This is a genomic window from Yoonia sp. KMU-150 (assembly GCF_056858355.1).
In genome coordinates, this window is record NZ_JBXEQF010000001.1 from 690,874 (window position 1) to 714,876 (window position 24,003).

General features: G+C 64.1%; 24 protein-coding genes. 11 read left to right on the top strand and 13 right to left on the bottom strand.

The window, feature by feature from the left end; translation table 11 throughout:
* The first annotated feature begins 65 nt into the window (after window positions 1–65).
* On the top strand, window positions 66–1,016 hold the full coding sequence (locus AC04PH_RS03150) for an L-threonylcarbamoyladenylate synthase (RefSeq protein WP_483064289.1): 951 nt from the start codon (window positions 66–68) through the stop codon (window positions 1,014–1,016).
* On the opposite strand, the gene AC04PH_RS03155 is transcribed toward AC04PH_RS03150, so the two are convergent.
* Window positions 1,013–2,938, bottom strand: a complete 1,926-nt coding sequence (locus tag AC04PH_RS03155; protein WP_483064290.1) for a cation:proton antiporter domain-containing protein — start codon at window positions 2,936–2,938, stop codon at window positions 1,013–1,015. The genes AC04PH_RS03150 and AC04PH_RS03155 overlap by 4 nt on opposite strands.
* 111 nt (window positions 2,939–3,049) lie before the next feature.
* On the opposite strand from AC04PH_RS03155, the gene AC04PH_RS03160 reads away from it, so the two are divergent.
* Entirely contained in the window at window positions 3,050–4,180 is a 1,131-nt protein-coding gene (locus tag AC04PH_RS03160) for a hypothetical protein (protein ID WP_483064291.1), read from the top strand.
* Here AC04PH_RS03160 and AC04PH_RS03165 read toward each other — a convergent pair.
* The 3 genes from AC04PH_RS03165 to ubiA form a co-directional block, all read right to left on the bottom strand.
* The gene (locus AC04PH_RS03165; RefSeq protein WP_483064292.1) at window positions 4,177–4,503 is read right to left on the bottom strand and encodes a hypothetical protein; all 327 of its coding nucleotides are present in this window, start codon (window positions 4,501–4,503) and stop codon (window positions 4,177–4,179) included. The genes AC04PH_RS03160 and AC04PH_RS03165 overlap by 4 nt on opposite strands.
* 28 nt (window positions 4,504–4,531) lie before the next feature.
* Window positions 4,532–6,406 carry an OmpA family protein gene (locus tag AC04PH_RS03170; protein ID WP_483064293.1) on the bottom strand — a complete coding sequence of 625 codons (1,875 nt, stop codon included), beginning with the start codon at window positions 6,404–6,406 and terminating at the stop codon, window positions 4,532–4,534.
* A gap of 61 nt (window positions 6,407–6,467) precedes the next feature.
* Window positions 6,468–7,424, bottom strand: coding sequence for a 4-hydroxybenzoate octaprenyltransferase (gene ubiA, locus AC04PH_RS03175; protein ID WP_483066140.1), 957 nt, complete (start codon window positions 7,422–7,424; stop codon window positions 6,468–6,470).
* An 11-nt stretch (window positions 7,425–7,435) separates the two neighbouring features.
* On the opposite strand from ubiA, the gene AC04PH_RS03180 reads away from it, so the two are divergent.
* From AC04PH_RS03180 to AC04PH_RS03200, 5 genes are all read left to right on the top strand, one after another.
* Window positions 7,436–8,158 (top strand): 16S rRNA (uracil(1498)-N(3))-methyltransferase, encoded by a 723-nt coding sequence (locus tag AC04PH_RS03180; RefSeq protein ID WP_483064294.1) that lies wholly within the window; start codon window positions 7,436–7,438, stop codon window positions 8,156–8,158.
* On the top strand, window positions 8,155–8,991 hold the full coding sequence (locus AC04PH_RS03185; protein WP_483064295.1) for a GNAT family N-acetyltransferase: 837 nt from the start codon (window positions 8,155–8,157) through the stop codon (window positions 8,989–8,991). The genes AC04PH_RS03180 and AC04PH_RS03185 overlap by 4 nt, the downstream gene beginning before the upstream one ends.
* On the top strand, window positions 8,984–9,502 hold the full coding sequence (locus tag AC04PH_RS03190) for a hypothetical protein (protein ID WP_483064296.1): 519 nt from the start codon (window positions 8,984–8,986) through the stop codon (window positions 9,500–9,502). The genes AC04PH_RS03185 and AC04PH_RS03190 overlap by 8 nt, the downstream gene beginning before the upstream one ends.
* A gap of 61 nt (window positions 9,503–9,563) precedes the next feature.
* Complete coding sequence (locus AC04PH_RS03195) at window positions 9,564–10,934, top strand: glutamate--cysteine ligase (protein WP_483064297.1); 1,371 nt, start codon at window positions 9,564–9,566, stop codon at window positions 10,932–10,934.
* Window positions 10,935–11,176: 242 nt separating this feature from the next.
* Window positions 11,177–11,518, top strand: coding sequence for a hypothetical protein (locus AC04PH_RS03200; protein WP_483064298.1), 342 nt, complete (start codon window positions 11,177–11,179; stop codon window positions 11,516–11,518).
* Here the strand turns inward: AC04PH_RS03200 and AC04PH_RS03205 are convergent.
* From AC04PH_RS03205 to AC04PH_RS03240, 8 genes are read right to left on the bottom strand one after another with little or no spacing between them, the layout of a single operon-like run.
* Window positions 11,504–11,779 (bottom strand): hypothetical protein, encoded by a 276-nt coding sequence (locus AC04PH_RS03205; RefSeq protein WP_483064299.1) that lies wholly within the window; start codon window positions 11,777–11,779, stop codon window positions 11,504–11,506. The genes AC04PH_RS03200 and AC04PH_RS03205 overlap by 15 nt on opposite strands.
* Entirely contained in the window at window positions 11,776–12,291 is a 516-nt protein-coding gene (locus AC04PH_RS03210) for a hypothetical protein (protein WP_483064300.1), read from the bottom strand. Before AC04PH_RS03210 ends, AC04PH_RS03205 begins: the two co-directional genes overlap by 4 nt.
* A complete protein-coding gene (gene plsY / locus AC04PH_RS03215; RefSeq protein WP_483064301.1) occupies window positions 12,288–12,869 on the bottom strand; it encodes a glycerol-3-phosphate 1-O-acyltransferase PlsY in 582 nt (193 codons plus the stop codon). Before plsY ends, AC04PH_RS03210 begins: the two co-directional genes overlap by 4 nt.
* On the bottom strand, window positions 12,866–14,155 hold the full coding sequence (gene pyrC, locus AC04PH_RS03220; protein ID WP_483064302.1) for a dihydroorotase: 1,290 nt from the start codon (window positions 14,153–14,155) through the stop codon (window positions 12,866–12,868). Before pyrC ends, plsY begins: the two co-directional genes overlap by 4 nt.
* Before the next feature lie 52 nt (window positions 14,156–14,207).
* Window positions 14,208–14,744: an aspartate carbamoyltransferase catalytic subunit gene (locus AC04PH_RS03225; protein WP_483064303.1), complete on the bottom strand. Its 537-nt coding sequence runs from the start codon at window positions 14,742–14,744 to the stop codon at window positions 14,208–14,210.
* Window positions 14,741–15,286, bottom strand: a complete 546-nt coding sequence (locus tag AC04PH_RS03230) for a hypothetical protein (protein WP_483064304.1) — start codon at window positions 15,284–15,286, stop codon at window positions 14,741–14,743. The genes AC04PH_RS03225 and AC04PH_RS03230 overlap by 4 nt, the downstream gene beginning before the upstream one ends.
* A gap of 2 nt (window positions 15,287–15,288) precedes the next feature.
* Window positions 15,289–15,822, bottom strand: a complete 534-nt coding sequence (locus AC04PH_RS03235; protein ID WP_483064305.1) for a hypothetical protein — start codon at window positions 15,820–15,822, stop codon at window positions 15,289–15,291.
* Window positions 15,819–16,772: an aspartate carbamoyltransferase catalytic subunit gene (locus AC04PH_RS03240; protein ID WP_483064306.1), complete on the bottom strand. Its 954-nt coding sequence runs from the start codon at window positions 16,770–16,772 to the stop codon at window positions 15,819–15,821. The genes AC04PH_RS03235 and AC04PH_RS03240 overlap by 4 nt, the downstream gene beginning before the upstream one ends.
* Window positions 16,773–16,882: 110 nt before the next feature.
* On the opposite strand from AC04PH_RS03240, the gene AC04PH_RS03245 reads away from it, so the two are divergent.
* From AC04PH_RS03245 to AC04PH_RS03260, 4 genes are all read left to right on the top strand, one after another.
* The gene (locus AC04PH_RS03245; RefSeq protein WP_483064307.1) at window positions 16,883–17,680 is read left to right on the top strand and encodes a uracil-DNA glycosylase; all 798 of its coding nucleotides are present in this window, start codon (window positions 16,883–16,885) and stop codon (window positions 17,678–17,680) included.
* Window positions 17,677–18,219 carry a molybdenum cofactor biosynthesis protein B gene (gene moaB, locus AC04PH_RS03250; protein WP_483064308.1) on the top strand — a complete coding sequence of 181 codons (543 nt, stop codon included), beginning with the start codon at window positions 17,677–17,679 and terminating at the stop codon, window positions 18,217–18,219. The genes AC04PH_RS03245 and moaB overlap by 4 nt, the downstream gene beginning before the upstream one ends.
* 77 nt (window positions 18,220–18,296) lie before the next feature.
* Entirely contained in the window at window positions 18,297–19,754 is a 1,458-nt protein-coding gene (locus tag AC04PH_RS03255) for an efflux RND transporter periplasmic adaptor subunit (RefSeq protein WP_483064309.1), read from the top strand.
* A gap of 1 nt (window position 19,755) precedes the next feature.
* Complete coding sequence (locus tag AC04PH_RS03260) at window positions 19,756–23,160, top strand: efflux RND transporter permease subunit (RefSeq protein ID WP_483064310.1); 3,405 nt, start codon at window positions 19,756–19,758, stop codon at window positions 23,158–23,160.
* Here AC04PH_RS03260 and AC04PH_RS03265 read toward each other — a convergent pair.
* Window positions 23,157–23,954, bottom strand: coding sequence for a protein-disulfide reductase DsbD domain-containing protein (locus AC04PH_RS03265; RefSeq protein ID WP_483064311.1), 798 nt, complete (start codon window positions 23,952–23,954; stop codon window positions 23,157–23,159). The two genes, AC04PH_RS03260 and AC04PH_RS03265, sit on opposite strands and share 4 nt — an antisense overlap.
* Between the last annotated feature and the right edge of the window lie 49 nt (window positions 23,955–24,003).

The following is a 24,003-nucleotide window of genomic DNA, read 5'->3' on the forward strand; positions in this document are numbered from 1 at the left end:
ATGGGTTTGAAATTCACGCCCAAGGGTAGCTGACCCCGCTGGCCCATCAACCGAAACGCCACGTCATGACCGAGATGACCACCGCCAGACTGATGCCGGACGCCGATGGGGTCGCGCGGGCCGCGGCACTTTTGCGTGCCGGTGAATGCGTCGCCTTCCCGACCGAGACGGTTTACGGGTTGGGGGCGGGTGCGCGTGACGACCGTGCCGTGGCCGGTATTTTCGAGGCAAAGGGGCGGCCCGCTTTCAACCCGCTGATCGTGCATGTGGAGGATATTGCGGCGGCCCGCAGCATCTGTGCGTTCGATGATGTTGCGGACCGGTTGGCGGATGCGTTCTGGCCCGGCGCGCTGACGCTGGTGCTTCCCGTGCGCGCGGATGCCGGGATTTCCAAGCTGGTCACGGCGGGCCTCGATACGGTTGCCGTGCGCGTGCCGGACCAGCCGCTGGCACAGGCGTTGTTGCGGGCATTCGGCGGGCCTGTCGCTGCGCCGTCCGCCAACCCGTCGGGCCGGATCAGCGCCACCACGGCTTCACATGTGATCGACGGGCTGGGCGGGCGGATCGCGGCGGTGCTTGACGGCGGTCCCTGTGCCGTCGGGCTGGAGTCGACGATCGTTCGGGTCGTGCCGGCGCCTGCGTTGCTGCGCGCGGGCGGGCTGCCTGCCGAAGCGATTGAAGCCTGTCTTGGGGTGCCGCTTGCCATGCCCGACGATCCAGCGATCCCGCAGTCGCCCGGGCAGTTGCTGTCGCATTATGCGCCGCGCGGGTCGGTCCGGCTCGATGCGACGCGGGTCGAGGACGGCGAGACTTTGCTGGGGTTCGGGCCTGTCGCCGCGGCGGTAAACCTGTCGCGGAGTGGAGACCTGACAGAGGCGGCGGCGCGGCTGTTCGATTGCCTGCACCAACTCGACGCGATGGGCGCGGAACGGATCGCGGTGTCGCCCATTCCCGCGCACGGGCTTGGACGGGCGATCAATGACCGGTTGCGCAGGGCGGCGGCCCCGCGCGGCTAGTCTTTGGCGTCGGCCATGATGTCGCTCATCCGCGCCTTGAGATCGTCTTCCCAGACATCGACCATTTCGCGTACCTTGCGCATGTAGGCCTCGTTTTCGGTTGCGGCGATTTCCGTCGAGTAGTGTTCCGCCATTTCCAGCATCGCCTTTGCGTCCAGATCGTTGAATGCGCCGACCATACGGTCGGCCTGATCGCGGTTGGCGCCGAGCGCCTCCAACGCGCTGCGGCCCATGCGCAGGGAACTGTCGTAGTAGTCGCGGATGATGTCCCGGCAGCCCGCGGCCCAAAGATCATAGACATGGTTCCTGTCGACCGCGCGGGCGACGACGTGGAGGTCGGGATATGTCTGCTGGACGTAGTGCACCAGTCGGGTGATCTGTTCCTTGCCGTCGATGGCGATCACGAAGAGTTTGGCATCCTTCAGTCCCGCAGCATGCAGCAGATCCGGGCGGGTGGCATCGCCGTAGTAGGCGCGGATACCGAATTTCTCGAGCATCTCAAGCTGTTTGGCGCTGAAGTCGATGACCGTTGGCGCGTATCCTGCCCCCTTCAGAATACGGCTGACCAGCCCCCCGACACGACCATGACCCGCGACCACGATGTTGCTTTGCTCGGTGATGTCATCCATCGGGCGGCTATCGTCCCCTGAAAAGCGCGGCGCGATCACGCGGTCATACAGAATGAAAAGAACCGGCGTCAGCAGCATCGACAGGGCCACGACCAGAAGCAATTGATCGGCGAGGGCGTCGGGGATCACGCCGTTCGCCACGGTAAACGACAGCAGCACGAAACCGAATTCACCGGCCTGCGCCAGGCCGAGGGCAAAGAGCCAGCGATCCGCTCCCGATATGCCGAAGACGACGGCGAGGCCAAGCAGGATCAGCGATTTCAGCACCATCAGACCGAGCGTCAATCCCACGATCAGCGGCAGGTTGTCGAAGAGCAGCGTAAAGTTGATGCCCGCGCCGACGGTCATGAAAAAGAGGCCCAGCAGCAGGCCCTTGAACGGGTCGATGTCGGATTCCAGCTCGTGCCGGTAGGGGCTGTTGGCCAGCACGACGCCCGCCAGAAAGGTGCCGAGTGCCGGGGACAGGCCGACGACCGTCATCAAGAGGGCGATGCCGATGACGATCATCAGCGCCGTCGCGGTGAAGAGTTCGCGGAGTTGAGCCGCCGCGATGAACCGGAAGATCGGACCGGTCAGGAAGTTCCCGCCGAGGACCACCGCCGCGACGGCACCCAGCGTGACAAGCGCGGTCTGCCAGCCCGACAGACCGTCGACGAGGCTCATTTCCGCACCGTGGCCGTCGTCGGCGTGATGCTCGTCTCCGGCGTGGCTGTCCTCGACCGCGATCACCTCGCCGGTATCGGCACCGTGGGCGGCGGGCAATCCGCTGTCGGCCAGTTCCGGCAGGGCCAGCAGCGGGATCAGGGCCAGCATCGGGATCACGGCGATGTCCTGGAACAGCAGCACCGAGAACGACGACTGCCCGCCATCCGATTTCATCAATCCCTTTTCGTTCAGGGTTTGCAGCACGATGGCGGTGGACGACAGGGCCAGCACCAGTCCGACGGCCAGCGCGATGGTCCAGGGTTGACCGAAGAGCATCGCCAGACCCGTCACCGCCAGTGTCGTCAGGCCAACCTGCCCGCCACCCAGACCGAGAAGTTTTGCCCGCATCGACCAGAGCAACTTCGGCTCCAGCTCCAGCCCGACCAGAAACAGCATCATAACGACGCCGAATTCCGCGAAGTGCTGGATCGAAACGACATCGACGCCAAGGAAACCCAGAACCGGGCTGATCACGATCCCGGCGATCAGGTAACCCAGAACGGAGCCCAGACCGAGCCGCGCCGCAATCGGCACGGAAATGACGCCCGCGATCAGAAAAATGAAGGAAAGAAGGAGAAACCCGGTCATGTGCCGTTCCTTATGGGTGAAAGTCCATCGTGCGATCATCCCCCAATCGGGAGGGGTTGCAAGGGCGTGCCGGTTTTGGTCGCCTTATGGCGTAATGTGAAGGGGTCGCAGATGTACAAATTTCTTCTCGCAAGCCTTGTACCGCTGGGCACGGCCGTTTTGGCGCAGGATGAGGGTATCTACGATATCCTGCTGGAGGAGAGCGCCCTGATCGGGTTTGCCAACGAGGCCGCGTTTTGTTCGGGTGATGCGGCGACCGCGCGTGCGGAGATCAGTCCGCAGATCGCCCGGCACTGGAATTTTTCGTTTCTGGGCGGCGTCGTGGTCGTCGACGATATGGTGCTGCCCGACACGTTCACCATGACGCTGCCTGCGGAAATGTACCGCACCCGTCGTGGGTTCGATCTTTATATCGGTGACCGGTCGATCCCTGTCAGGCTGGAATGGAAAGACAAGGTGGAGGTCGATTTCGACCGGCCCGATTTCCTGCAGGGCGACGGGCGGTTGGTCGGCAACGACTTCATCTCAAGATGGTTCGATTGCCCGCTGGACGAGGTGCCGGCGCTTCGCGAGGATCGGACATGGTCGGGTGGCACGCTGTCGACGGTCGTCTGGTTCCGCCAGCCGCAGCAGGCCATGGGTGTGAATACCGCGACGGGCAGCCGCGCGGTCGGCACGCAGCAATTCGTGCTGGAGCCGGTCATCGACGGACCCGAGACGGAGGTGCTGTTCGACGGGTGCGAGACAGGCGAAGGTTTCGAGACCGAGATCAACGACATTATCCTGGGCCAGTGGTCGGCGGAGTTCGGCTATGGGCAAATCCTGTCGGACGACGGGCTGACCGAAAGCCCGCGCGACGGCATTCGTGGTGGCGAACGTAGCACATTGGTCAACTTCCGTCCGGCCGAAGGTGGCACGATGGCGCAGATCGGCGCCGCCGACGGGTTCATCGTGGATGTGGAGCAGGGCGGCAATCAGGGTGAATTCGGGATGCTGGTGCCCGGCAAGACCGGCGAACAGCGGATGGACTTCGATGCCCTGCCATCACCGCCGGGGTGCGAGAGCACGCAACTGCCGATCGTGCGTGTGTCCGGCCCGGTCGCGATTACCGGCGGGGAGACGGTGGACATGACGACCGTGCTGCACTTCATCAGCGAGGACACGATGGCAGGGGTCGTCTATTGGAACGGCAAGGTCGGCGGCGACTATCACACCCGCCGGTTTATCACGCTCTATCGCTAGCCGACGTTCTGTCGATCCAGCACGGCGCGCAATTCCTCGGCCTCGCGCCGCGCCTCGCGCAACCCGTCCATCGCCGCGCGCAGTTCCGCCTCTGTCTGCGACAGCTGGTTCGTGATCTCGGCCTCACGCTGCTGCAGATAGGTGATCGCCTGATCGCGGGTTTCCTCGGCCTCGTGCAGGGCCTGCGCCATCTTGTCCAGCTCGCCGATTTCGGCCTTGGTCACGCGGGTAAAGCGGTTGACCAGCCAGCTTGCGAACCAGCCCAGGACAAACGCCACAAACAGGATGACGGCGGTGGCGATGATAAATTCGGTTCTGTTCAAGTGTCGGTCCTGTCTCTGGCGCGGGCGGCTACTGGTCGCCTTCTGCCGCTTCCTGTTCGATCTGTTCAAGGGCTGTCGGCTCTTCCGGGACAGTTTCCGGCACAATCAGGCTGAATTCAATCCTGCGATTCGCCTCGCGCCCTTCGGCGGTGTCGTTGTCGGCGATGGGATCCGCCTCGCCAAAGCCCTCGGCCTCGAATGTGCCGACGGGCACGCGGCGCACGCGCAGCGCGTCGAGCACGGCCTGTGCGCGATCCTGGGACAGTTGCTGGTTCATCGTCTCGCGGCCCTGGCTGTCGGTGTAGCCCGCGATGCGGATGCGGAGGTTGGCGCAGAGTTTCAGGATTTCGGCGATATCGTCGACCACCGGTTGCGTTTCCGCCGTCAGCGTCGCCGATCCGGGGTCGAAGGTGATTTTGCGGCTTTCGGTGACGGCGCCGATCTGGGCCACGCATTCTTCCGGCGTCGGCAGCCCCGCGACAGGATCGAGTTGCTTGACATAGGTCACGTCGATGTCGAATTCGGCGGCCTCGCCCAGCTTTTCGATCAACAGGCGCGAGATGTCGCTGCGGGCGTTCTCGTTTCCGGTATTGCCGCGCACCGTCACGCGGTCCGGTTCGACCACGACAGAGCCGTTGGAGAGTTCCGACAGCGCCTCGATCCCGGCGAGCACGCGGACAGGCCATCCTTGCGGCAGCCCTTCCACGACGCGGGTGCCCATGGTGAGATTCTCGCGCCCGAATTTGGCGAGCGCATAGTTTTCGGCGGTCTGGTTCATCAGGGCGTCGGGCACGCGGCCACGCAGTTGCACGGCACCTTCGGGGCTGCGCGTCGCGGTGAATGTCGGCGGACCTTCGGCGCTGGCATCCGGTGCCTTCGGCAGGTCGGAGGCCAGAGCAAAGACATCGGGCAGCGCATTCTCCAACTCGCCCACGACGGTATCGAACAAGTCCTGATCGGTGCCCTGCAGCGCGACCAGCGCGATGTCGGTGTCCGCGATGGTGACCGTGCCACCGCCAAGATCGCCGACCGCCTTGATGGCGAGCGATACAGCCGTGCCCCAGGTGCGTGACGGCACGCCAAGGGCGGCGGTGCAGTCGGCATCCCCGGTAAATCCGGCCGCACGTGCGGCGTTGACGATCTGGGTTTCCGCCGCTTCGCTGTCGACCGCGCAGGCATCGAAACGCGCGCCGTTTTCATCAATCGCAAAGCGGGTCGTGAAGGGTGAAATCACCGGGCGCGGCGCTGTGATGTTCAGCATGACCTGCACGTCGGCAGGCTGATTGCGTGTCAGGGCAAGTTCCAGCGTGCGCTTTTGCGCGGCGCTGTCGGAGATGGCGTCGACGGAAACCTGCGATGCCGTCACCGAAATCTTTGATCGCGGCAATTCCTCGAGCGCGCGCAGTGCGTAGGTCATCGCGGGTCGCCAGGTGGGTGGCACCGGGTAGTCGGCCTGTTCCAGCAGGTCGGTGACCGGCTGGTTTTGTGCGATGCGGGTGATGCGCCCGGCGAACTCCTCCCGGTCGGTGGTGGCGGGGATCAGCCCGATCAGCGACACGCCGCTGTCGTTGCGCAGAATTTCGATGGCGAATTCGGGCGGCGCGATGCTGTCCGATTCGGTGACCGTCATGTTGTCGATGACGCGGCTGGCATCGACGATCTCTCCGGCGGCAGACATCGCGCGAAACCTTGCGGCTTCGGTCGGTGCTTCGCCTTCCAGGATCACCTGCAGGCCGTCACTGACGACGGAGGCCCATTCAATCTGTTGATCTATAAGGGTTTCGCGCACACCGATGACCGATCTGTCCTCGATGAACACCGCCGTGGCGCGCGCGCCGACGACGGAAAGGATACCTGCCAGTGCAAAGACCGCGAAACGCATGAAAAGGGCAGAGAGGCGCATGTATGTCCTGAGCGGTTTTGTCAGTCGAACCCTGCATAGGCGCAGTTGTGACGGGGTTCAATCACACGAACAGGGCCACGGCGAAAAACGGCAACGGGATCAGCCCGGCGTTTCTGTTCGATCTGAACAGGCGCAACAGCCCCGGCTGATCGTCGGGATCGAACCGTGTCAGCTGCCACCACAGGTGCACGCCCATCGCCCATGGCCCCAACAGCGCGATGACGAGCGACAGGACCGACCGGTCGATTGTGACCATGATCACCGCCATCGCCATCAGCACGACCGCACCGATCAGGAACCACCCCAGCCAGCGCGCGGTATCGGCCCCGAACAGGCGCGCCGTGGATTTCACGCCGATCAGCGCGTCGTCCTCTGTGTCCTGATGCGCATAGATCGTATCGTAGAACAGGGTCCAGGCGATGCCGGAACCGTAGAGAACGACAGCGGGCCAGGCGAGGCCGTTGGTATGGGCAGCCCAGGCCAGCAGCGCGCCCCAGTTGAACGCGAGGCCGAGGAACACCTGCGGCCACCAGGTAAATCGCTTGGCGAAGGGGTAGATTGCGACGGGGAGCAGCGCGATCACGCCCAGCCAGATCGCGGTTTCATAGAACGTGAGCAGAATGACGAAGGACACCAGTGCCTGCACCGCCATCCAGACCATCGCGCCCGTCACGCCGACCTGACCGGACGGGATCGGACGTGACCGCGTGCGCGCGACCTGACCGTCGATGTGGCGGTCGGAAATATCGTTCCATGTGCAGCCCGCCCCGCGCATCAGGAACGCGCCCGCACCGCATCCGACGATGGTCCACAGATCGTGGCTCGAATAGCGACCGTTCGACAGGATCGCGAGCATCAGCCCCCAGAGGCAGGGAATGAACAGGAGCCATGTCCCGATGGGACGATCCGCGCGTGACAGGCGCAGGTAGGGGCGCGTGTGCGGCGGGGCCAGCGTATCGACCCAATTGCCCGCACTGTCGGCGACAGCGCCCTCTGGTGTCTGATCCGCGCCGGTCATAAGGTCCGCCCATGGCATCCAAGGTTCGTTTATATGTAGATCAGCCGCTGGGGGCGGGGCAATCCGTTCAGTTGTCGCGGGATCAGGCGCTGTATCTCTTTTCGGTCATGCGTCTGCCGGTCAGGACCGTGCTGTCGTTGATCAACGGTCGTGACGGGGAATGGGATGCAGAGGTCATGCAGGCGGGCAAGAAGGCCGGCGTTTTGCAATGCCTGTCGCAGACACGCCCGTTGCAGATGCCAAGCGACGTGACGTTGCTTTTTGCGCCCATTCGCAAGGAACGCATGGCCTTCGTCGTTGAAAAGGCGGTGGAACTTGGGGTGCGGGCGATGAGCGTCGTGCAGACGGACTATACCAACAACGGCGACCGAGTGCGCCCGGAGAAATTGCAGGCGCAGGCCATCGAGGCGGCAGAGCAATGCGGTGCAACTTACGTGCCGCAGGTGAGCGGGCCGATGAAGCTGGCGCAGGTGCTGGCCGACTGGTCTGAGGAACGTGAACTGTTATTCTGCGACGAGGCGCGTGCCGGTGAAGCATCCGATTTCGGGTCGGTGGCACCAAAATCGGCAATTCTGATCGGACCCGAGGGCGGTTTCTCGCCCGCCGAGCGGGATCGGCTGCGTGCCTTGCCGTTCGCCCGCCCGATCAGCCTTGGTCCGCGTATCCTGCGGGCCGAGACGGCGGCGCTGGCGGCGCTGACGTTGTGGCAGTATCACCGGGGAGACTGGCGATGAGACGCGCGGCGGAAGCGGACCGCGAAGCGATCATGGATTTCCTGATGGCGCGCCAGACCGTCGCCATGTTCCCGATCTGCAATCTGCGCGACTTCGGCATGGCGGGCGGGCATCCGCGTGCGATGACGTTCTGGCTGTCCTGCGACGGGGACAGGCTGACCGATGTTCTGGGATGCACGGAAGGAGGCATGGTCATGCCTGTCTTTTCCTCACCTACGGTCGACGGTGTGCACGATGTGCTGCGCGGCACCAGGGTCGCGGGCATCGTCGGGCAGGCCGGGCCGGTCGCGTTTGTGCAGCGGGCGCTTGGGCTTTCCGAGGGCAATCTAAACCGGCCCGAACCGCATCTGGAGTTGCGGCTCGACGATCTGCAGATGCCCGACACGCGCGATTGCGTGGTTGTCCCCGTTTCGGCGGTGCCGCAGGCCGATATGATCGCGTGGCGCATGCAATACGGTGTCGACGCGCTGGACATGCAGCCCGATACGGCGGCGCTGCAGGCGGTCGACGCGATTGCAGCGATGATCGCCCGCGACAGTCATCGCGTGCTGCTGCATAAGGACAGACCGGTCGCAATGACCGGCTTCAACTCGATCCTGCCGGAGACGGTGATGGTCGGCGGTGTCTATACACCCGCAGCCTTGCGCGGGCGGGGCTATGCCCGCAAGGCGCTGGGGCTGCACCTGCTGGAGGCACGGCAAGCCGGAGTTGACCGGGCGGTGCTGTCCGCGGCGAACATGGCCGCGGCGCGCGCCTATACCGCATTGGGTTTCACCCGGATCGGAGACTTCATGATCGTGATCTATGATGTGCCAGTGGTGCTGGATGGCTGATTTCATCCGCCCCGAACTGCGCGCCGCATTCTGGCGCTGGCGCGACGTGATCGTTGCCCTGGCCATTCTGGCGCTGGGCCTGTGGTGGGGGTTGCGCAGTTTCGGGATACTGCAATGGCTGGGGTATCTGTTGATCGCTTTGGGTGCCGTGCTGGTGTTCACCGGCATTCAGCGCGGCCGGTTCCGGCAGGGCACGGGCGGGCCGGGTGTCGTGCAGATCGTGGAACGGCGGATCGGGTATTTCGGACCGCTGACCGGCGGCGCGCTCGACCTTGCCGACCTGCAGGTGCTGGAGCTTGACCCGACCGCCCATCCCGCGCCGCATTGGGTGCTGACCGGTATTCAGAATAATCACTTTGCGATCCCGGTCACGGCCAAGGGCGCGGATGAGTTGTTCGATGCCTTCGCCGGCCTGCCGGGCATGCGCACGGACGACATGCTGAACGCCCTCGCGCACCCCCCCGATCAGCGGGTTGTGATCTGGCGGCGGGTGCAACCGCTCTTGCATTGACGGGGTGATACGGGCAGGTCAGGTTTCAAATCCTGTCACGACCCCCACACGAGGCCCACCCATGTCCATTCCACAGTCCGGCGGCGGCCCGATCGAACATCACGACCAACTGGCCGAGCTGCTGGCCAAGGGATGCAAGCCCCGCGACCAGTGGCGGATCGGGACGGAGCACGAAAAGTTCGGCTATTGTCAGGATACGCACAAGCCGCTGCCCTATGAGGGCGACCGGTCGATCAGGGCCGTGCTGGAAGGCTTGCAGCACCGCTTCGACTGGGCCCCGGTTTTCGAGGACGGCAACATCATCGGCCTGACCAAGGACGGCGCGAACGTGTCGCTGGAACCCGGCGGCGCGCTGGAGCTGTCTGGTGCGCCGCTGGAAACCGTGCACCAGACCTGTGACGAGGTGAATACCCATCTGGCAGAGGTGCGGTCGGTCGCAGACGAGATCGGTGTGAAGTTCATCGGCCTGGGTGCCGCGCCCGAGTGGACCCATGACCAGATGCCGCTGATGCCCAAGGGGCGTTACAAGCTGATGAACGATTACATGCAGAAGGTCGGCACCATGGGCACTGCCATGATGCGGCGGACCTGCACGGTTCAGGTGAACCTCGACTTCGGGTCGGAAGCGGACATGGTGCAAAAGTTGCGCGTGTCGCTGGCGCTGCAACCTGTGGCCAACGCGCTGTTCGGCAATTCGCCGTTCTTCGAGGGCCGCGTGAATGGGATGAAATCCTGGCGCGGGCACATCTGGCGCAATCTGGACGCCGACCGCACCGGCATGCTGCCCTTTGTGTTCGAGGACGGCTTCGGGTTCGAGGCCTGGGTGCAGTGGGTTCTCGATGTGCCGATGTATTTCGTCTATCGCGACGGCAAGTATATCGACGCGCTGGGCATGTCGTTTCGTGATTTTCTGAAAGGCGAGTTGCCCGCTTTGCCGGGAGAAAAGCCGCTGCTGTCGGATTGGGCCGACCACTTGACGACGGTGTTCCCCGAAGCGCGGATCAAGCAGTTCATCGAGATGCGTGGTGCGGACGGCGGGCCGTGGCGCAAGCTGTGCGCGCTGCCGGCACTTTGGGTCGGGCTGCTCTACGATCAGGGCGCGCTGGATGCGGCGTGGGACCTGTGCAAGGGCTGGACGGCGGAGCAGCGCGAGGCGCTGCGGGTTGCGGCCTATACCGACGGACTTGCCGCTCAGGTCGACGGGATCAAGATGCACGATCTGGCGCGCGAGGTCGTTGGAATCGCACAGCAGGGACTGGCGGCCCGTGCGATGCCCGGGGCCGGTGGCGCGATCCCCGACGAGACGCATTTCCTGAATGCGCTGCACGAGACCATCGAAACCGGCAAGACACAGGCCGACGAGATGCTCGACCAGTTTCACGGGGCATGGAATGGTGATCTGAGCCGGATCTACGACGAATACAGCTACTGAACCCGATCCGCGGTCGAAAGTTTGCGCCGCTCACATCCCCGGCACGGTCGCGCCGCACTTCGGTGCGGCAGAGATTGTCGTCACTTCGGACATTGCGACCTTTCGCCCGCCTTTGACGGAATCAGCCGGGATGTTGAGCCATCTGCATCATTCACCCCGGACGTGACCAAAGCCTTAACGCCCGCCGCGCTTTGCCACAATTTTGTCGCAATTTGCCGCAATCCCGATGGGCGGAGGGGCCGATGCCATTCATTCTGAACCCGCGATTTGCATTTCTGCTGATGATCGGCCTGCCGCTTGCCGGTGGCACGGCGCTTCACCCGCAGGCGACAGGGGCGTTCGTGATCGGTGCCTGGGCGGGCGTGTTGACTGTTGGTCCGCCGCTGGCCGTGATCCTCTGGGTGTTGCGCCTGCGCAGCCTTGGCGAAACGCTCGCCCCGCTGGCGCGTTTGCCGGTGCTTTTGCTGATGACTGGCCTGATCTTCTATGCCGCTGACGTGGATATCGGGTTAGGTCCGATCATGGCGGCCTCGGCAGCCGGGTTGTGGTGGATCAAACGCAAGCTGGGGCTAGCGTTTCTCTGACAGGTGCAGGTCGAGGACAAAGGCGATGACTTTGTCGGATGGCATTTCGCAGGGTCGCAACTGGGTGCCCGCATCGAGGTGATAGAGGTTCAAGCTGATATAGTCCGATCCATCCAATGCCTCGGCCACCAGCTTTTCCGCCTTGCCGTCTGCCATCTGGCTGCGGGTGACGACGTAGCGACGGCCATGAGCGCATCCGTGGAACGTGCCGTTCGGAAGCGCATTGAAAGCGCGCAGGAACGCTGTTTCCGTGTCGCTCACCGTCGCGGTTCTGGGAACTGGACAGTGCTGAACGCCGTATCGTCGACCACGATTGCCTGAACGCAGGGCGTCACACCCGCCCCGTCGCAGACACTGCCATGGCGACCCAGCAGAACGACAGCGGGGATGTAGGCATTGAACCGCACGATGTCCCAGCTCAGGGCGGTCCAGACCTCTGCCAGGGTCCCATCGACGACAAGATGCACGGGCGCGCCGCCGGTCCCGGCCCAGAGGTTCCCCCGCGCGCAATGGATAAAGTTGAAATCGATGACCAGATCGTCCATTTCCCCGTTCGGGCCGGTTTGCCCGTCGCCGTCCAGATCGGTAAAAACGACTGACTGAAAGGCGTCTGCCTCCATCTTTGCGCTGCCTGTCTCGCTCAGGCAAAAGGCCGCTGCCGCGTCGATGATCGTGCGGGCTGCGGGGGCGTCGGCGACGTATCGGCGCAGGTCTTCGTTTTGTGCTGCAAGCGGCGTCGCCGCGACGATCAGGGGTATCAGGATTGGTTTCATTTCTGTCCGATCTTCGGTTCCGTGCCGGCCCGCAACCGTTTGATGTTCGACCAGTGACGCAGGTAGATGAGGATCGACATGATGAAGGTGGCCAGCACGGTCGCGTTGAGATCGAGCAGGATGCCCCAGACCGGCGTGAAGCCTGCCGCAAGCATTCCGGCCAGCGACGAGAACCGAAAGATCGCCGCGACCGCCAGCCAGGTGGCGCAGGCCGCCAGACCCAGCGGCCATGCCAGCGCCCATGCAATCCCAAGAAACGTGGCGACGCCCTTGCCGCCGCGAAAGCCGAGCCAGATCGGGAAGCAGTGCCCGACAAGCGCCATGATCGCGGCAAGCTGCACGGTGCTTTCCGGCTCCGACAGTCTTGCCAGCCCGATCACCAAGGCGCCCTTGCCCGCGTCGCACAAGAGGGTCAGAACGGCAGCGGTCTTGCTTCCGGTGCGCAACACGTTCGTCGCACCGATGTTGCCCGATCCGATGTCGCGCAGGTTGCCAAGGCCCATGACGCGGGCGATCACGATACCGAAGGGGATCGAGCCGATCAGATACCCGAGGGCGCACCAGAGAAAGAGGGTCATGCCGTGTCCTTTGTGTCGATGCGGGTGCCGGCCACCCATGTGCCCAATACCTTGCCCTGCAAAAGTTCGCCGTCAAAGGGGGTATTCTTTGATTTCGACAGCAGTGTTCCCCGGTCGAGTTTGAACGGGGCGTCCGGATCGAAAAGCACCAGATTGGCCGGCGCGTCGATTTGAATCCGGCCGGTATCGCGGCGCAGCAGCCGCGAGGGGTTCAGCGACAGCGCGCGGAACAGCCGCGGCAGATCGACATGGCCGCTGTGATGAAGCCGGAGTGCCGCGGGCAGGAGCGTTTCGAGCGCCACCGCGCCGCTGGCCGCCTCCTCGTAGGGCAGGCGTTTGCTTTCCTCGTCCTGCGGCGTGTGCATCGAGGAGATGATGTCGATCAGCCCGTCGGCCAGCGCCTGCACCACGGCCAGACGGTCATCCTCTGACCGCAGCGGGGGCTTGAGTTTGAAGAACGTGCGATAGTCGGCCACGTCCAGTTCGTTCAGCGTCAGGTGATGCACACCGACACCTGCGGTGATCGACAGGCCGTTCCGTTTTGCCCGTTCCAGCGCGGGCAGCGCGCGGGCGGTCGTGATCTGATCGGCATGGTAACGGGCACCGGTCATTTCCAGCAGGGCGATGTCGCGGTCCAGCGCCATACGTTCCGCCATCGGCGAAACCCCGGGCAGGCCCCGCAACGACGCAAACTTGCCCGACGTGACAGCCGCACCCTGCGACAGTCCCGGATCCTGCACATGCGCGATGACGAGCGCGTCCAGACTGCGCGCATAGGTCAGCGCGCGCGAGAACACCCTGGTGTCGGTGATCACCCGGTCGCAGTCGGTAAAGGCCACGGCACCCGCATCCTGCAGAAACCCGATTTCCGTCATCTCGCGTCCGGCCCGGCCCTTTGTCAGGGCGGCCATCGGCAGCACGTGCACCGGCGCATCCTGCGCCGCCCTGCGGGCCACGAATTCCAGCGTCTCGGGTGTGTCGATGGCGGGCAGGGTGTCGGGGCGTGTGACGATCGTCGTCACACCGCCCGCTGCGGCGGCCCGCCCGGCAGAACGGAACGATTCCTTGTGCCGTTCACCCGGTTCGGACACCTTGACGCCGATATCGACGATCCCGGGAGCGAGGCATTTGCCGCCGCAGTCGATGACCTGCGGCCCGGTGACTTCGGGCGACGGTGTATCGTATATTTGGACGATGCGCCCCGCATCGACCAAAAGTGCGCCGGGCAGATCGGTGAGCGCGACCGGGTCGATGAGACGGGCATTGGTGAACAGGGTCTTGGTCAAGGGCGCGTCGCTTTCATTGGCAGGGTTACCTGAAGGGGTTCGGTTTGGTCTGTCAATCGCGGGCCTCATCGGTCAGCTTTCGCATCATCGCATAGACCTTCTGTCCGTCGGTGAGGTCACGAAACCCGATATGCTCGGTATAGCTGCCGCCCTTTGACCGGCGTCTTTCGCGGCTGGCGAAATTGATCGTCGTCAGTTTGCCGGTCTCGATGGACAGGTTGGTCCGGTCGTCGATCGGATAGGATTTCAGCCTCTTGCGGGCGAAAAAACTGTCGGTCGCGATATAGGCCCGTTTGGTGGTCAACGTGTACCATGTATGGCTTGCGGTATAGGCAGGCCAAAGCACCGTGCCGAACGCCAGGCCAAGACCCACGGCAAAGTGCAGCAGTCCGAACATCCAGAAGGTTCCGCCGGCCTGCGCGGCAAGCGTCATCCAGAACAGCGCGAAGCCGGCAAAGCACAGTCCGAATATCATCGGGAATATGTGGCGTGGCGAAAACCGGAGCCCCGGTTCGGGGCGACCCTGCCACAGGATCTCTTCACCTTCGGACAGGATGCCGTCCCAACCCTGTGGTGTGTGATTGCTCATGCTGTCGTCTCTTTTTCGCGGGCCGCCTCTGCCAGGTCACGCATCAGGGGATAGACGTCGCGCGCATCCGCGATCCGTTCGAACCCGACGTCGGTATATTGTCCTTGCCGGGGTCCGCGACCGGGTTTCCCCCGGCGTCCGAAATAGATGCTGGGGGGCGTGCCCGCCTGATAGATCAGGCGCTCCGGGATCGGGATCGGATAGCCGTTGCGATCATGTTCGGTGACGTTCGGGTTATTGCGACCCAATACGAACGCACGCTTGTTCGTCAGAACGTATCGGGTGCCAGCGTTCCGCCAGCTTTGCCAGAGCGGAAAGGCCAGGACGATGACGGCCCCGATGGCGATACCGGGCGCAAGGATCGACCAGAAAACGCCGGGATCGGACCTGTCGATGACCGTGGCAAGCCCCAGACAGGCCAGAACGAGCGCCCCAGCAAAGATCCCGGTGCCCATCGTTTCGACGCCGAAGTGGGGCCGGGTGCTGGGGCGGCCCTCCCAAAGAATTTCCTCGTCGTCGTCCAGGGGGGGCAGCTCCTTCATCGCTATCCTGCGACCCAGACCATCAGCGCCACCAGGGCGAACATGACCAGAAGGGCGACAGTGGCGACCATGCCCCCGATGCGCGCATCCGACTTCGGTTTTGGTGCCGGTGACTTGCCTGGGGCGACTGCACCACCGCTTGTCTGACTGCGCAACGGCGTAAGATCGGCGGCCGCGCCGCTCTCCTCCTGCAGGACAGCGATCAGAGCGGCCGCCTCGTCGTCGGCCAGCGCAAAGCGCGTGTCTGCAAACCCACCGCCGCGCACGATGGCGACATTGCCTTTCAGCTGCGCGAAGTCGTCGGCGAGGGGTGCCAGTTCAGCCGGGTCGATGCCATAGCCCATTTCCAGAAAAGCGGCGAGGCCCATGTCATCGACCGTGCTCATCTGTACGATCTGGACGTCTGCGGCATTCAGACCCGCCGTGCCGAGGGCCTGCGCCAGCGGTGCCAGCGTGTCCGCGTGGCTCAATTCCATACTGAGCTGATAGCCGAGGTCGAACAGATAGACTTCGCCGTGTTTCGTATGCCGGGTCATGCCATGACCCCCTGTGGCTTTCGGGCGGCGCGCAGGTTGCGGGCCAGCAGGTCCATGGCCGCCATGCGCACCGCGACGCCCATCTCCACCTGCGTCTGGATCACGGAGCGGTTGATGTCGTCTGCGATGGTGCCGTCGATCTCTACCCCGCGGTTCATCGGGCCGGGATGCATGACGATGGCGTCGGGCTTGGCCAGGGCCAGCTTGGCCGCGTCCAGCCCGTAGCGGTGATAGTATTCGCGTTCCGACGGGATGAAGCCGCCATCCATCCGCTCTTTCTGAAGGCGCAGCATCATCACGACATCGACGTCGCGCAGGCCGTCCTCCATCCTGTCGAAAACCTCGCAGCCGAAATCGGCGACACCGGCAGGCATCAGCGTCGGCGGGGCGATCAGACGGATGCGGTTTTCCATCTTCCCCAGCAGCATGATGTTGGAGCGTGCGACCCGGCTGTGCGCGATGTCGCCGCAGATCGCGATGGAGAGCCGATGCAGACGCCCCTTGGCACGCCGGATTGTCAGCGCATCGAGCAGCGCCTGTGTCGGGTGTTCGTGCCTCCCGTCGCCCGCGTTCAGCACCGCGCCCTTGACCTTTTGCGCCAGAAGGTCGACCGCGCCCGAATGCGGATGGCGCACCACCAGAAGATCCGGGTGCATGGCGTTCAGCGTCAGCGCCGTGTCGATCAGGGTTTCCCCTTTCTTGAGCGACGATGCCTGCATCGCCATGTTCATCACATCGGCACCCAGCCGCTTGCCCGCGATCTCGAAACTGGCCTGCGTCCGGGTCGAGTTTTCGAAGAACATATTGATCTGCGTCATACCGGCGAGCACCTCGCGATAGGCGACACTGCCGGGAGCGTTGGCATATTGATCGGCAAGGTCGAGCAGTGTGGTGATCTCATCCGGTGCCAGATGTTCTATTCCCAGAAGGTGGCGGGCGCGGAATGTCATGGATCACCTTTCGCTTGTCCCCGGCGTTATAGGGGGCGGGCGAGGGTGCATCAATGCCGTGTGACTGCCCCCTGCCCATTGCCGTCGTTTGGGCGTAGATTGCAGACAGCATGGATTCTGTGAACACATACTGGGCCGACCGGGCGATGCTGGAATGGCAGATCGAGCTTGGCGTGACCGACGCGATCTGCGAGGCACCGATTGATCGCTATGCGCTGAAGCCGCGTCCGCCCGCCCCCATGGCGGCAGCGCCGCCGCAGGTGTCGTCGGAAACCCCGCAACAGCAACCCGCCGCCCCGAAAATCGACGCGCAGGCGGAAGCCGAGGCGATTGCAACGCAGGCGGGCGATCTGACCGCGCTTGAAACGGCCGTGGGAAACTTTGCCCATTGCGAGTTGCGGCACGGCGCGCGCAAGACGGTGTTCGCCAGCGGTTCACCCTCGGCCCGGACGCTGATCATCGGCGAATCTCCCAGCCGCGCGGATGACCGCACCGGCACGCCGTTCAGCGGTGAGGACGGTGCCCTGCTGGACAAGATGCTGGCGGCCATCGGTCTGGACCGCACGGCGGGGGATCCGATGCGGGCCGCATACCTCGTCGCGCCGATCCCATGGCGGACCCCGTCAGAAATGCCCGCTGCGGATCATCTGGCGATGATGCAACCGTTTCTGCAGCGCCATATCGCGCTTGCCGACCCGGCGGTCGTCCTGATCATGGGGCAAACCGGGTTGCACATGCTGACCGGACGGGGCGGTCTGACGACACGCCGCGGTAAATGGCTGACCCTGTCGGGATATCCGATGCTGCCGACCTTCCATCCGTCGCATTTGTTGAAGAACCCGGGGGCAAAGCGTGACGCCTGGGCCGATCTGCTGGCCCTGAAAGTCAGATTGCAGGAGGCCGGATGAGCCGGATTGACGAAACCAGACCGTTCGTTGCGGTACGGATCGCAGTGCTGACCGTATCTGACACGCGAACCGCAGCGGACGATAAATCGGGCGATACGCTGGCTGCGCGGATCACGGCTGCCGGACACAGCATCGCCGCCCGGCAGATTTTGCCTGACGAGCGCGCCACCATCGCGGGCCAGCTGCGCACTTGGTGCGCGGATGACGCCGTAGATGTCATCATATCGACCGGCGGGACGGGGTTGACCGGGCGGGACGTCACCGTCGAGGCGCATCGCGATGTCTATGAAAAGGAAATCAGCGCATTCGGCACTGTCTTCACCATCGTCAGCATGAACAAGATCGGCACGTCAGCGGTGCAAAGCCGCGCGACCGCGGGCGTGGCGCAGGGGACCTATCTTTTTGCACTGCCCGGCAGCCCCGGCGCGTGCAAGGATGCCTGGGACGAGATTTTGCAGCCGCAGCTCGATTTCCGCCATCGCCCCTGCAACTTTGTCGAAATCATGCCGCGACTGGACGAACACCTGCGCCGGAAATGACCGGTTGATCCGTATGAGCCTTGCAAACGTAAGAAAAACAAAGCCCTGACCCGATCCCGTCCACGGAAGGCCCCTCGATGCGATTTCTCAGACGCAGCCTTGTCGGCATTTTCCTGCTCGCGATGACGTTCGCGCTGCTGGCTTGGGCCGGGAATACTTTGCGCGAGGCCGTGGCCGAAAGGATGGCGCAGGAGCCGCGCAGCTTTCCGCAGCGCGAACGGGTGATCGCGGTCAATGTGGTCGATATTGCAGTCGCGACGATGACGCCGACCCTGACCGTCTTTGGTGAATTGCGCAGTCAACGTACGCTCGATCTGCGCAGCCCGGTCGGCGGGACCATTCTGATGGCGGACCCCGCATTGACCGAGGGTGGCGTCGTAAGCAAGGGCCAGATCCTGCTGCAGATCGACCCGACCGAGGCGCAGACCGCGCGGGATCGGGTCGATGCCGATGCATTGGATGCCGAAGCGGAGTTGCGCGACGCCGAGCGGACGCTGGCGCTTGCTCGCGACGAGCTGACCGCATCCGAGGAACAGGAGACGCTGCGCCGGGCGGCGCTGGCCCGTGCACGTGATCTGCAGGAGCGCGGCGTCGGCACGGCTGCCGCCGTCGAGACTGCGGAACTTGCGGTGTCCGGCGCGCAGGCGGCGGTTTTGTCGCGCAGGCAGTCGCTTGCACAGGCCGAGGCGCGGCTCGATCTGGCCCGCACACGGTTGGCCCGGATCGCCATTTCCCTGGCCGAGGCGGAGCGGGCTGTCGAAGACACTACGGTCGTTGCGGCCTTCGACGGAACCTTGTCGGATGTGAGCATCAGCGACGGTGGCCGTCTCACACCCAACGAGCTTTTCGCGCGGCTGATCGACCCGACGCAGCTTGAGGTGTCATTCCGTGTTTCAACGTCGCAATATGCGCGTCTGCTCGACAATGCCGGTGATCTGATGCAGTCGGATGTGACTGTCGCGCTCGATGTGTCCGGCCTGAACCTGACCACGACCGGTGTCATCACGCGTGAAAGCGCCGGGGTCGGCGTGGGCCAGACCGGTCGCCTGCTTTTCGCGGCACTCGATTACGCCCCCGGCATGCGGCCCGGTGACTTTGTGACCGTCCAGATTGTCGAACCGGCGCTTGAGCAAGTCGCGCTTGTTCCCGCCACGGCTGTCGCTGCGGACAGCACCGTGCTTGTTCTTGACGATGAAAACCGCCTGACGGCAGAGGCGGTCACGCTGTTGCGGCGACAGGGCGACGACGTGATCATTTCCGCCGCAGGGCTGGACCGGCGCACCATCGTGGCCGAGCGGTCGCCGCTGCTGGGAACGGGGATCAAGGTGAACCCGATCCGCCCGGGCCAGCAGGCGGAGGCGCCGCCCGAACCCGAGATGATCGTGCTGGACGAGGCGCGGCGCGCGAAACTGGTCGCTTTCGTCACCGAAAGCCGGATGCCGGACGAGGCGAAGGCCCGCGTGCTGTCGCAACTCGAACAGCCGGAGGTGTCATCGGAAACCGTGACGCGGCTCGAAGCGCGGATGGGCAGCTGAGATGGCCACGGGGGGAGAGCGTCTGACAGCCGGGGCCGGGGGTATCCTGTCCTATTTCACGCGCCATCGCACGGCAGCGAACCTGCTGCTGGTCCTGATGATCATGGCGGGGCTGGCGGCGGCACCGAACATGCGGGCGCAGTTTTTTCCTGACGTTGTCGTCGATGACCTTTCGGTCTCTGTCGGCTGGTCAGGTGCCGGGGCAGAGGACGTGGACGCGGCCATCGTGCAGGTGCTTGAACCGGTGCTGCTTGGCGTCGAAGGCGTGACCTCGTCCTCGGCCACGTCGCGCGAGGGGCGGGCGACGATCCGCCTTGAGTTCGAACCCGGTTACGACATCGAGCGGGCCGTCGAGGACGTGCAGCTTGCGGTGGATTCGACCGGTAACCTGCCGGACGACGCCGATGACCCGGACGTTCGGCGGGGCGGCTGGTCGGACCGGGTCACGGATGTGGTGATCTCGGGACCGGTCGGCGTCGATCAGCTTGGTCGCTTCGCCGATGAGATGGTCACGCGGTTGTTCGCGCGCGGTGTGACACGCGTGTCGGTGCGCGGGGTCGCCGCCCCGTCGACGATCGTCGAGGTGCCTTCGCTGTCGCTGATTCAGCACGATATCGGGTTGTCCGACATTGCGGCACGCATCGGTGAAGAAGCGGCGGCCGATCCGGCCGGTGACGTATCAGGTAATGCGCGGGTGCGGACGGGTGTCGCCAAGCGCACCGCCGAGGATATCGCGGGGATCGTTTTGCGCGCAAATCCCGATGGATCCAACCTGACGATCGGCGACGTCGCAACCGTGCGCGTCGAAGGGGCCGACAGGGAGCGTGCGTATTTCGTCGGCGACAATCAGGCGGTGCAGATTTCGGTGCAGCGTACTGCACAGGGCGATGCGATCAGCTTGCAGACAGCCGTGGAGGAGGTGGCGGAAGAACTGGTCTCTGTCCTGCCCGCGGGTGTCAGCATCGACCTGACCAGCACGCGGGCAGAGGTGATTTCCGGCCGTTTGAACATACTGCTGGACAATGGTCTGACCGGGCTGGCTCTTGTCGTGCTTTTGCTGTTCCTGTTCCTGAACGCCCGCACAGCGTTCTGGGTGGCGGCGGGTATTCCCGTTGCGATGCTGGCGGCGATTGCCCTGATGTATGTATCGGGGCTGACCATCAACATGATCTCGCTCTTTGCCCTGATCATCACGCTCGGGATCGTGGTGGACGACGCGATCGTCGTGGGGGAACACGCCGACTACCGGGTACGCGAGTTGGGCGAAGACCCGGTTCAGGCGGCAGAGAACGCCGCGCGCAGAATGTTCAGCCCGGTCTTTTCGGCGACGATCACGACCGTCATCGCGTTTTTCGGTCTGGTCATCATCGGCGGCCGGTTCGGCGATCTCATCGCCGATATTCCGTTCACCGTGGTCGTTGTATTGCTCGCCTCGCTGGTGGAATGTTTCATCATCCTGCCCAACCACCTCAGCCATGCCATCGCGCATTCGGCGAAGGAACACTGGTACGATATCCCGTCGCGGATCGTGAACCGGGGGTTCGAGTGGGCGCGCCGGGTTATCTTTCGTCCGTTCATTGGGTTTGTCATTTGGGCGCGGTATCCGGTGTTCGCGGGCATGCTGCTGGTGCTGGCCAGCCAGCTGGCTCTGTTCATCAAGGGTGACGTGCAGTGGCGGTTCTTCTCGGCACCCGAGCAGGGTCAGGTCACCGGAAACTTCGCGATGCTGCCCGGGGCGACGCGCGAGGACACGCTGGCGATGATGCGCGAGATGCAGCGCGCGACAGAGGCACTGGGTGCTGACTATGAGGCGCGTTACGGCACCAACCCGCTCAGTTACGTTTTTGCGCAGATCGGCGGCAATTCCGGCCGGGCCCTGTCGGGTGCCGATACCAAGGATGCCGATCAGCTGGGTGCGATCAGCATCGAGTTGATCGACGCGGACAGCAGGCCCTATTCAAGCTACGCCTTTGTGGCCGAGCTTCAGGATACAGTGCGCCAGCATCCGCTGGCCGAAACGGTCAGTTTTCGCAGTTGGGCCAGCGGGCCGGGCGGGGACAGTCTTGATATCCAGATGTACGGGGCCGATGCGCAGACCCTGAAAGAGGCGGCAGAGGCGCTCAAGACCGAGCTTGCGCGTTATCCCGAAATCTCCGGACTGGAAGATACGCTGGCCTACGACAAGGAAGAGATGATCCTCGAGCTGACGGCGCAGGGCCAGGCGCTTGGCCTGAATATCGACCAGTTGGGGCGGTCATTGCGCAATCGATTGGGCGGGATTGAGGCCGCGACCTACCCGGACGGCCCCAGATCGGCGACCATTCGGGTCGAGCTGCCTGCGGGAGAGCTGTCGTCCGATTTCCTCGACCGGACCCAGATCCGGACGCCCGACGGCATTTACGTACCATTGGCCGATGTCGTCACCGTGCAGACCCGCACGGGGTTTTCCACGGTGCGCCGCGAGAACGGTATTCTATTGATTTCCGTGCTGGGCGATCTGGCCGATGACGACGCCGAACGCGCGACAGAGGTACAACGCGCCATCGACGAGGACATTCTGCCGCGTATCGGAGAACGATACGGCGTCACCACCGATCTGTCGGGGCTGAGCGAGCAGGAAAGCGCGTTCCTGAACGATGCGCGCAACGGGCTGATCTTCGTGTTGGCGGGGATCTACCTGACGCTCGCCTGGATTTTTAGCAGCTGGAGCCGTCCGCTTGTCGTGATGTCGGTCATTCCGTTCGCGCTTGTCGGGACGATCTATGGCCACAATGCCTGGGGCATACCGATGAGCCTGTTCACGGTCGTGGGCATGCTGGGTATGGTCGGCATCGTGATCAACGACAGTATCGTTCTGGTCACCACCATCGACGAATACGCACGCGACCGCGGGTTGATTCCGGCGATTATCGACGGGGCCTGTGACCGCCTGCGACCGGTTCTGCTGACGACGCTGACGACCGTTCTTGGCCTGATGCCGTTGCTTTATGAAGGATCGAACCAGGCGGAATTCCTCAAACCGACGGTCGTTACGCTGGTCTACGGGCTTGGTTTCGGGATGGTTCTGGTGCTTCTCGTCGTGCCGTCGCTGATCGCGATGCAGGCAGACTTTTCCAAACAACTGCGCGCGGCGCGGCGTGCCCTGCGTCCCGGGCGGTTCGCTGCGACGTGGCCCGCCATGCTGGGTGGGGCGTTGGGTGCGGTATGGTTCGGCGTCACGGTCGCACCTGTGTTGATCACCGGCGCGCCGCTACCCGCGCTCGTCAACCTGCTGCCGCTTCTGGCAGGTGGTGTGGGTATCGCGATCGGTGTCTTCGCAGCCGGGCTGATCGCGGCCTTGCTGTTGATCTACGCTCTGGCGGGCCTGCTTCTGGCGTGGCGATGGCGTGGATCACGCAATGGCTAGCCCGCGGCGCAGCCCGTGATATCCACCGCCTGACTGCCGCCGAGCAGGGTGATCCTAATCGCGGACCGATCGAGCGCGATGCCCGCGCCCGCAGCATGGATAAGATGCGACGTGGCCGTGATCTGCGTGCCGGATCGTCTGACATCGGGTTCCGACACCCAGACTTGCGGGTCGCCGGTTTCGATTACCACATCGGTCGCCCGCAGCGACGCCGGCACGGACAGTGACGCCGTCACGCTCAGCCCACGGTCCGTCGGGGCGACGCTGCAGGTCACGGCGTGAACGCCGGCTTCGGCGTCGTCTATCGGTTTATTGATCAATGCCGCCGTGATCGCCGGATCACGCCCGCCGTCGCGGGGCAGCGACGCCTCGAAGCTGAATTGAACGGGCACGCAAACCTCGTCGCAGACGCCGATGTCGAATTGCCCCGACACCTCGACCGGACCATCGCCAGGCGCGGTGAGTTCCAGCGGGATGACCACGCTGTCATGGTATCCGACGGAGCGCATGCCGTCCTGATGAAAGACCTCCGGCGTCGGCCAATGGAACCGGGCCTGCGTGACGCCGCCAGCAGGATCGAGCGACAGTTGCGGCGGAATCCCCGCATCGCCCGGTGCCCGCCAATAGGTCTTCCAGCCCGGGGCCAGCGTGATCCGCAGGCCCGCCATCTGCGTGCCGTCGCGCGTCTGCCATCCCGGCAGGACATCCAGCCGGGCGATGTCATCCAGCGACTGTCCGGCCGCACCGGAGGCTGTCGTCATCGTCAGGGCGATTGCGGTCAATACATTCTTCATGGCTTCTACATATGCAAATCCGGCGCAGGCGAAAATCACGTTGTGATGA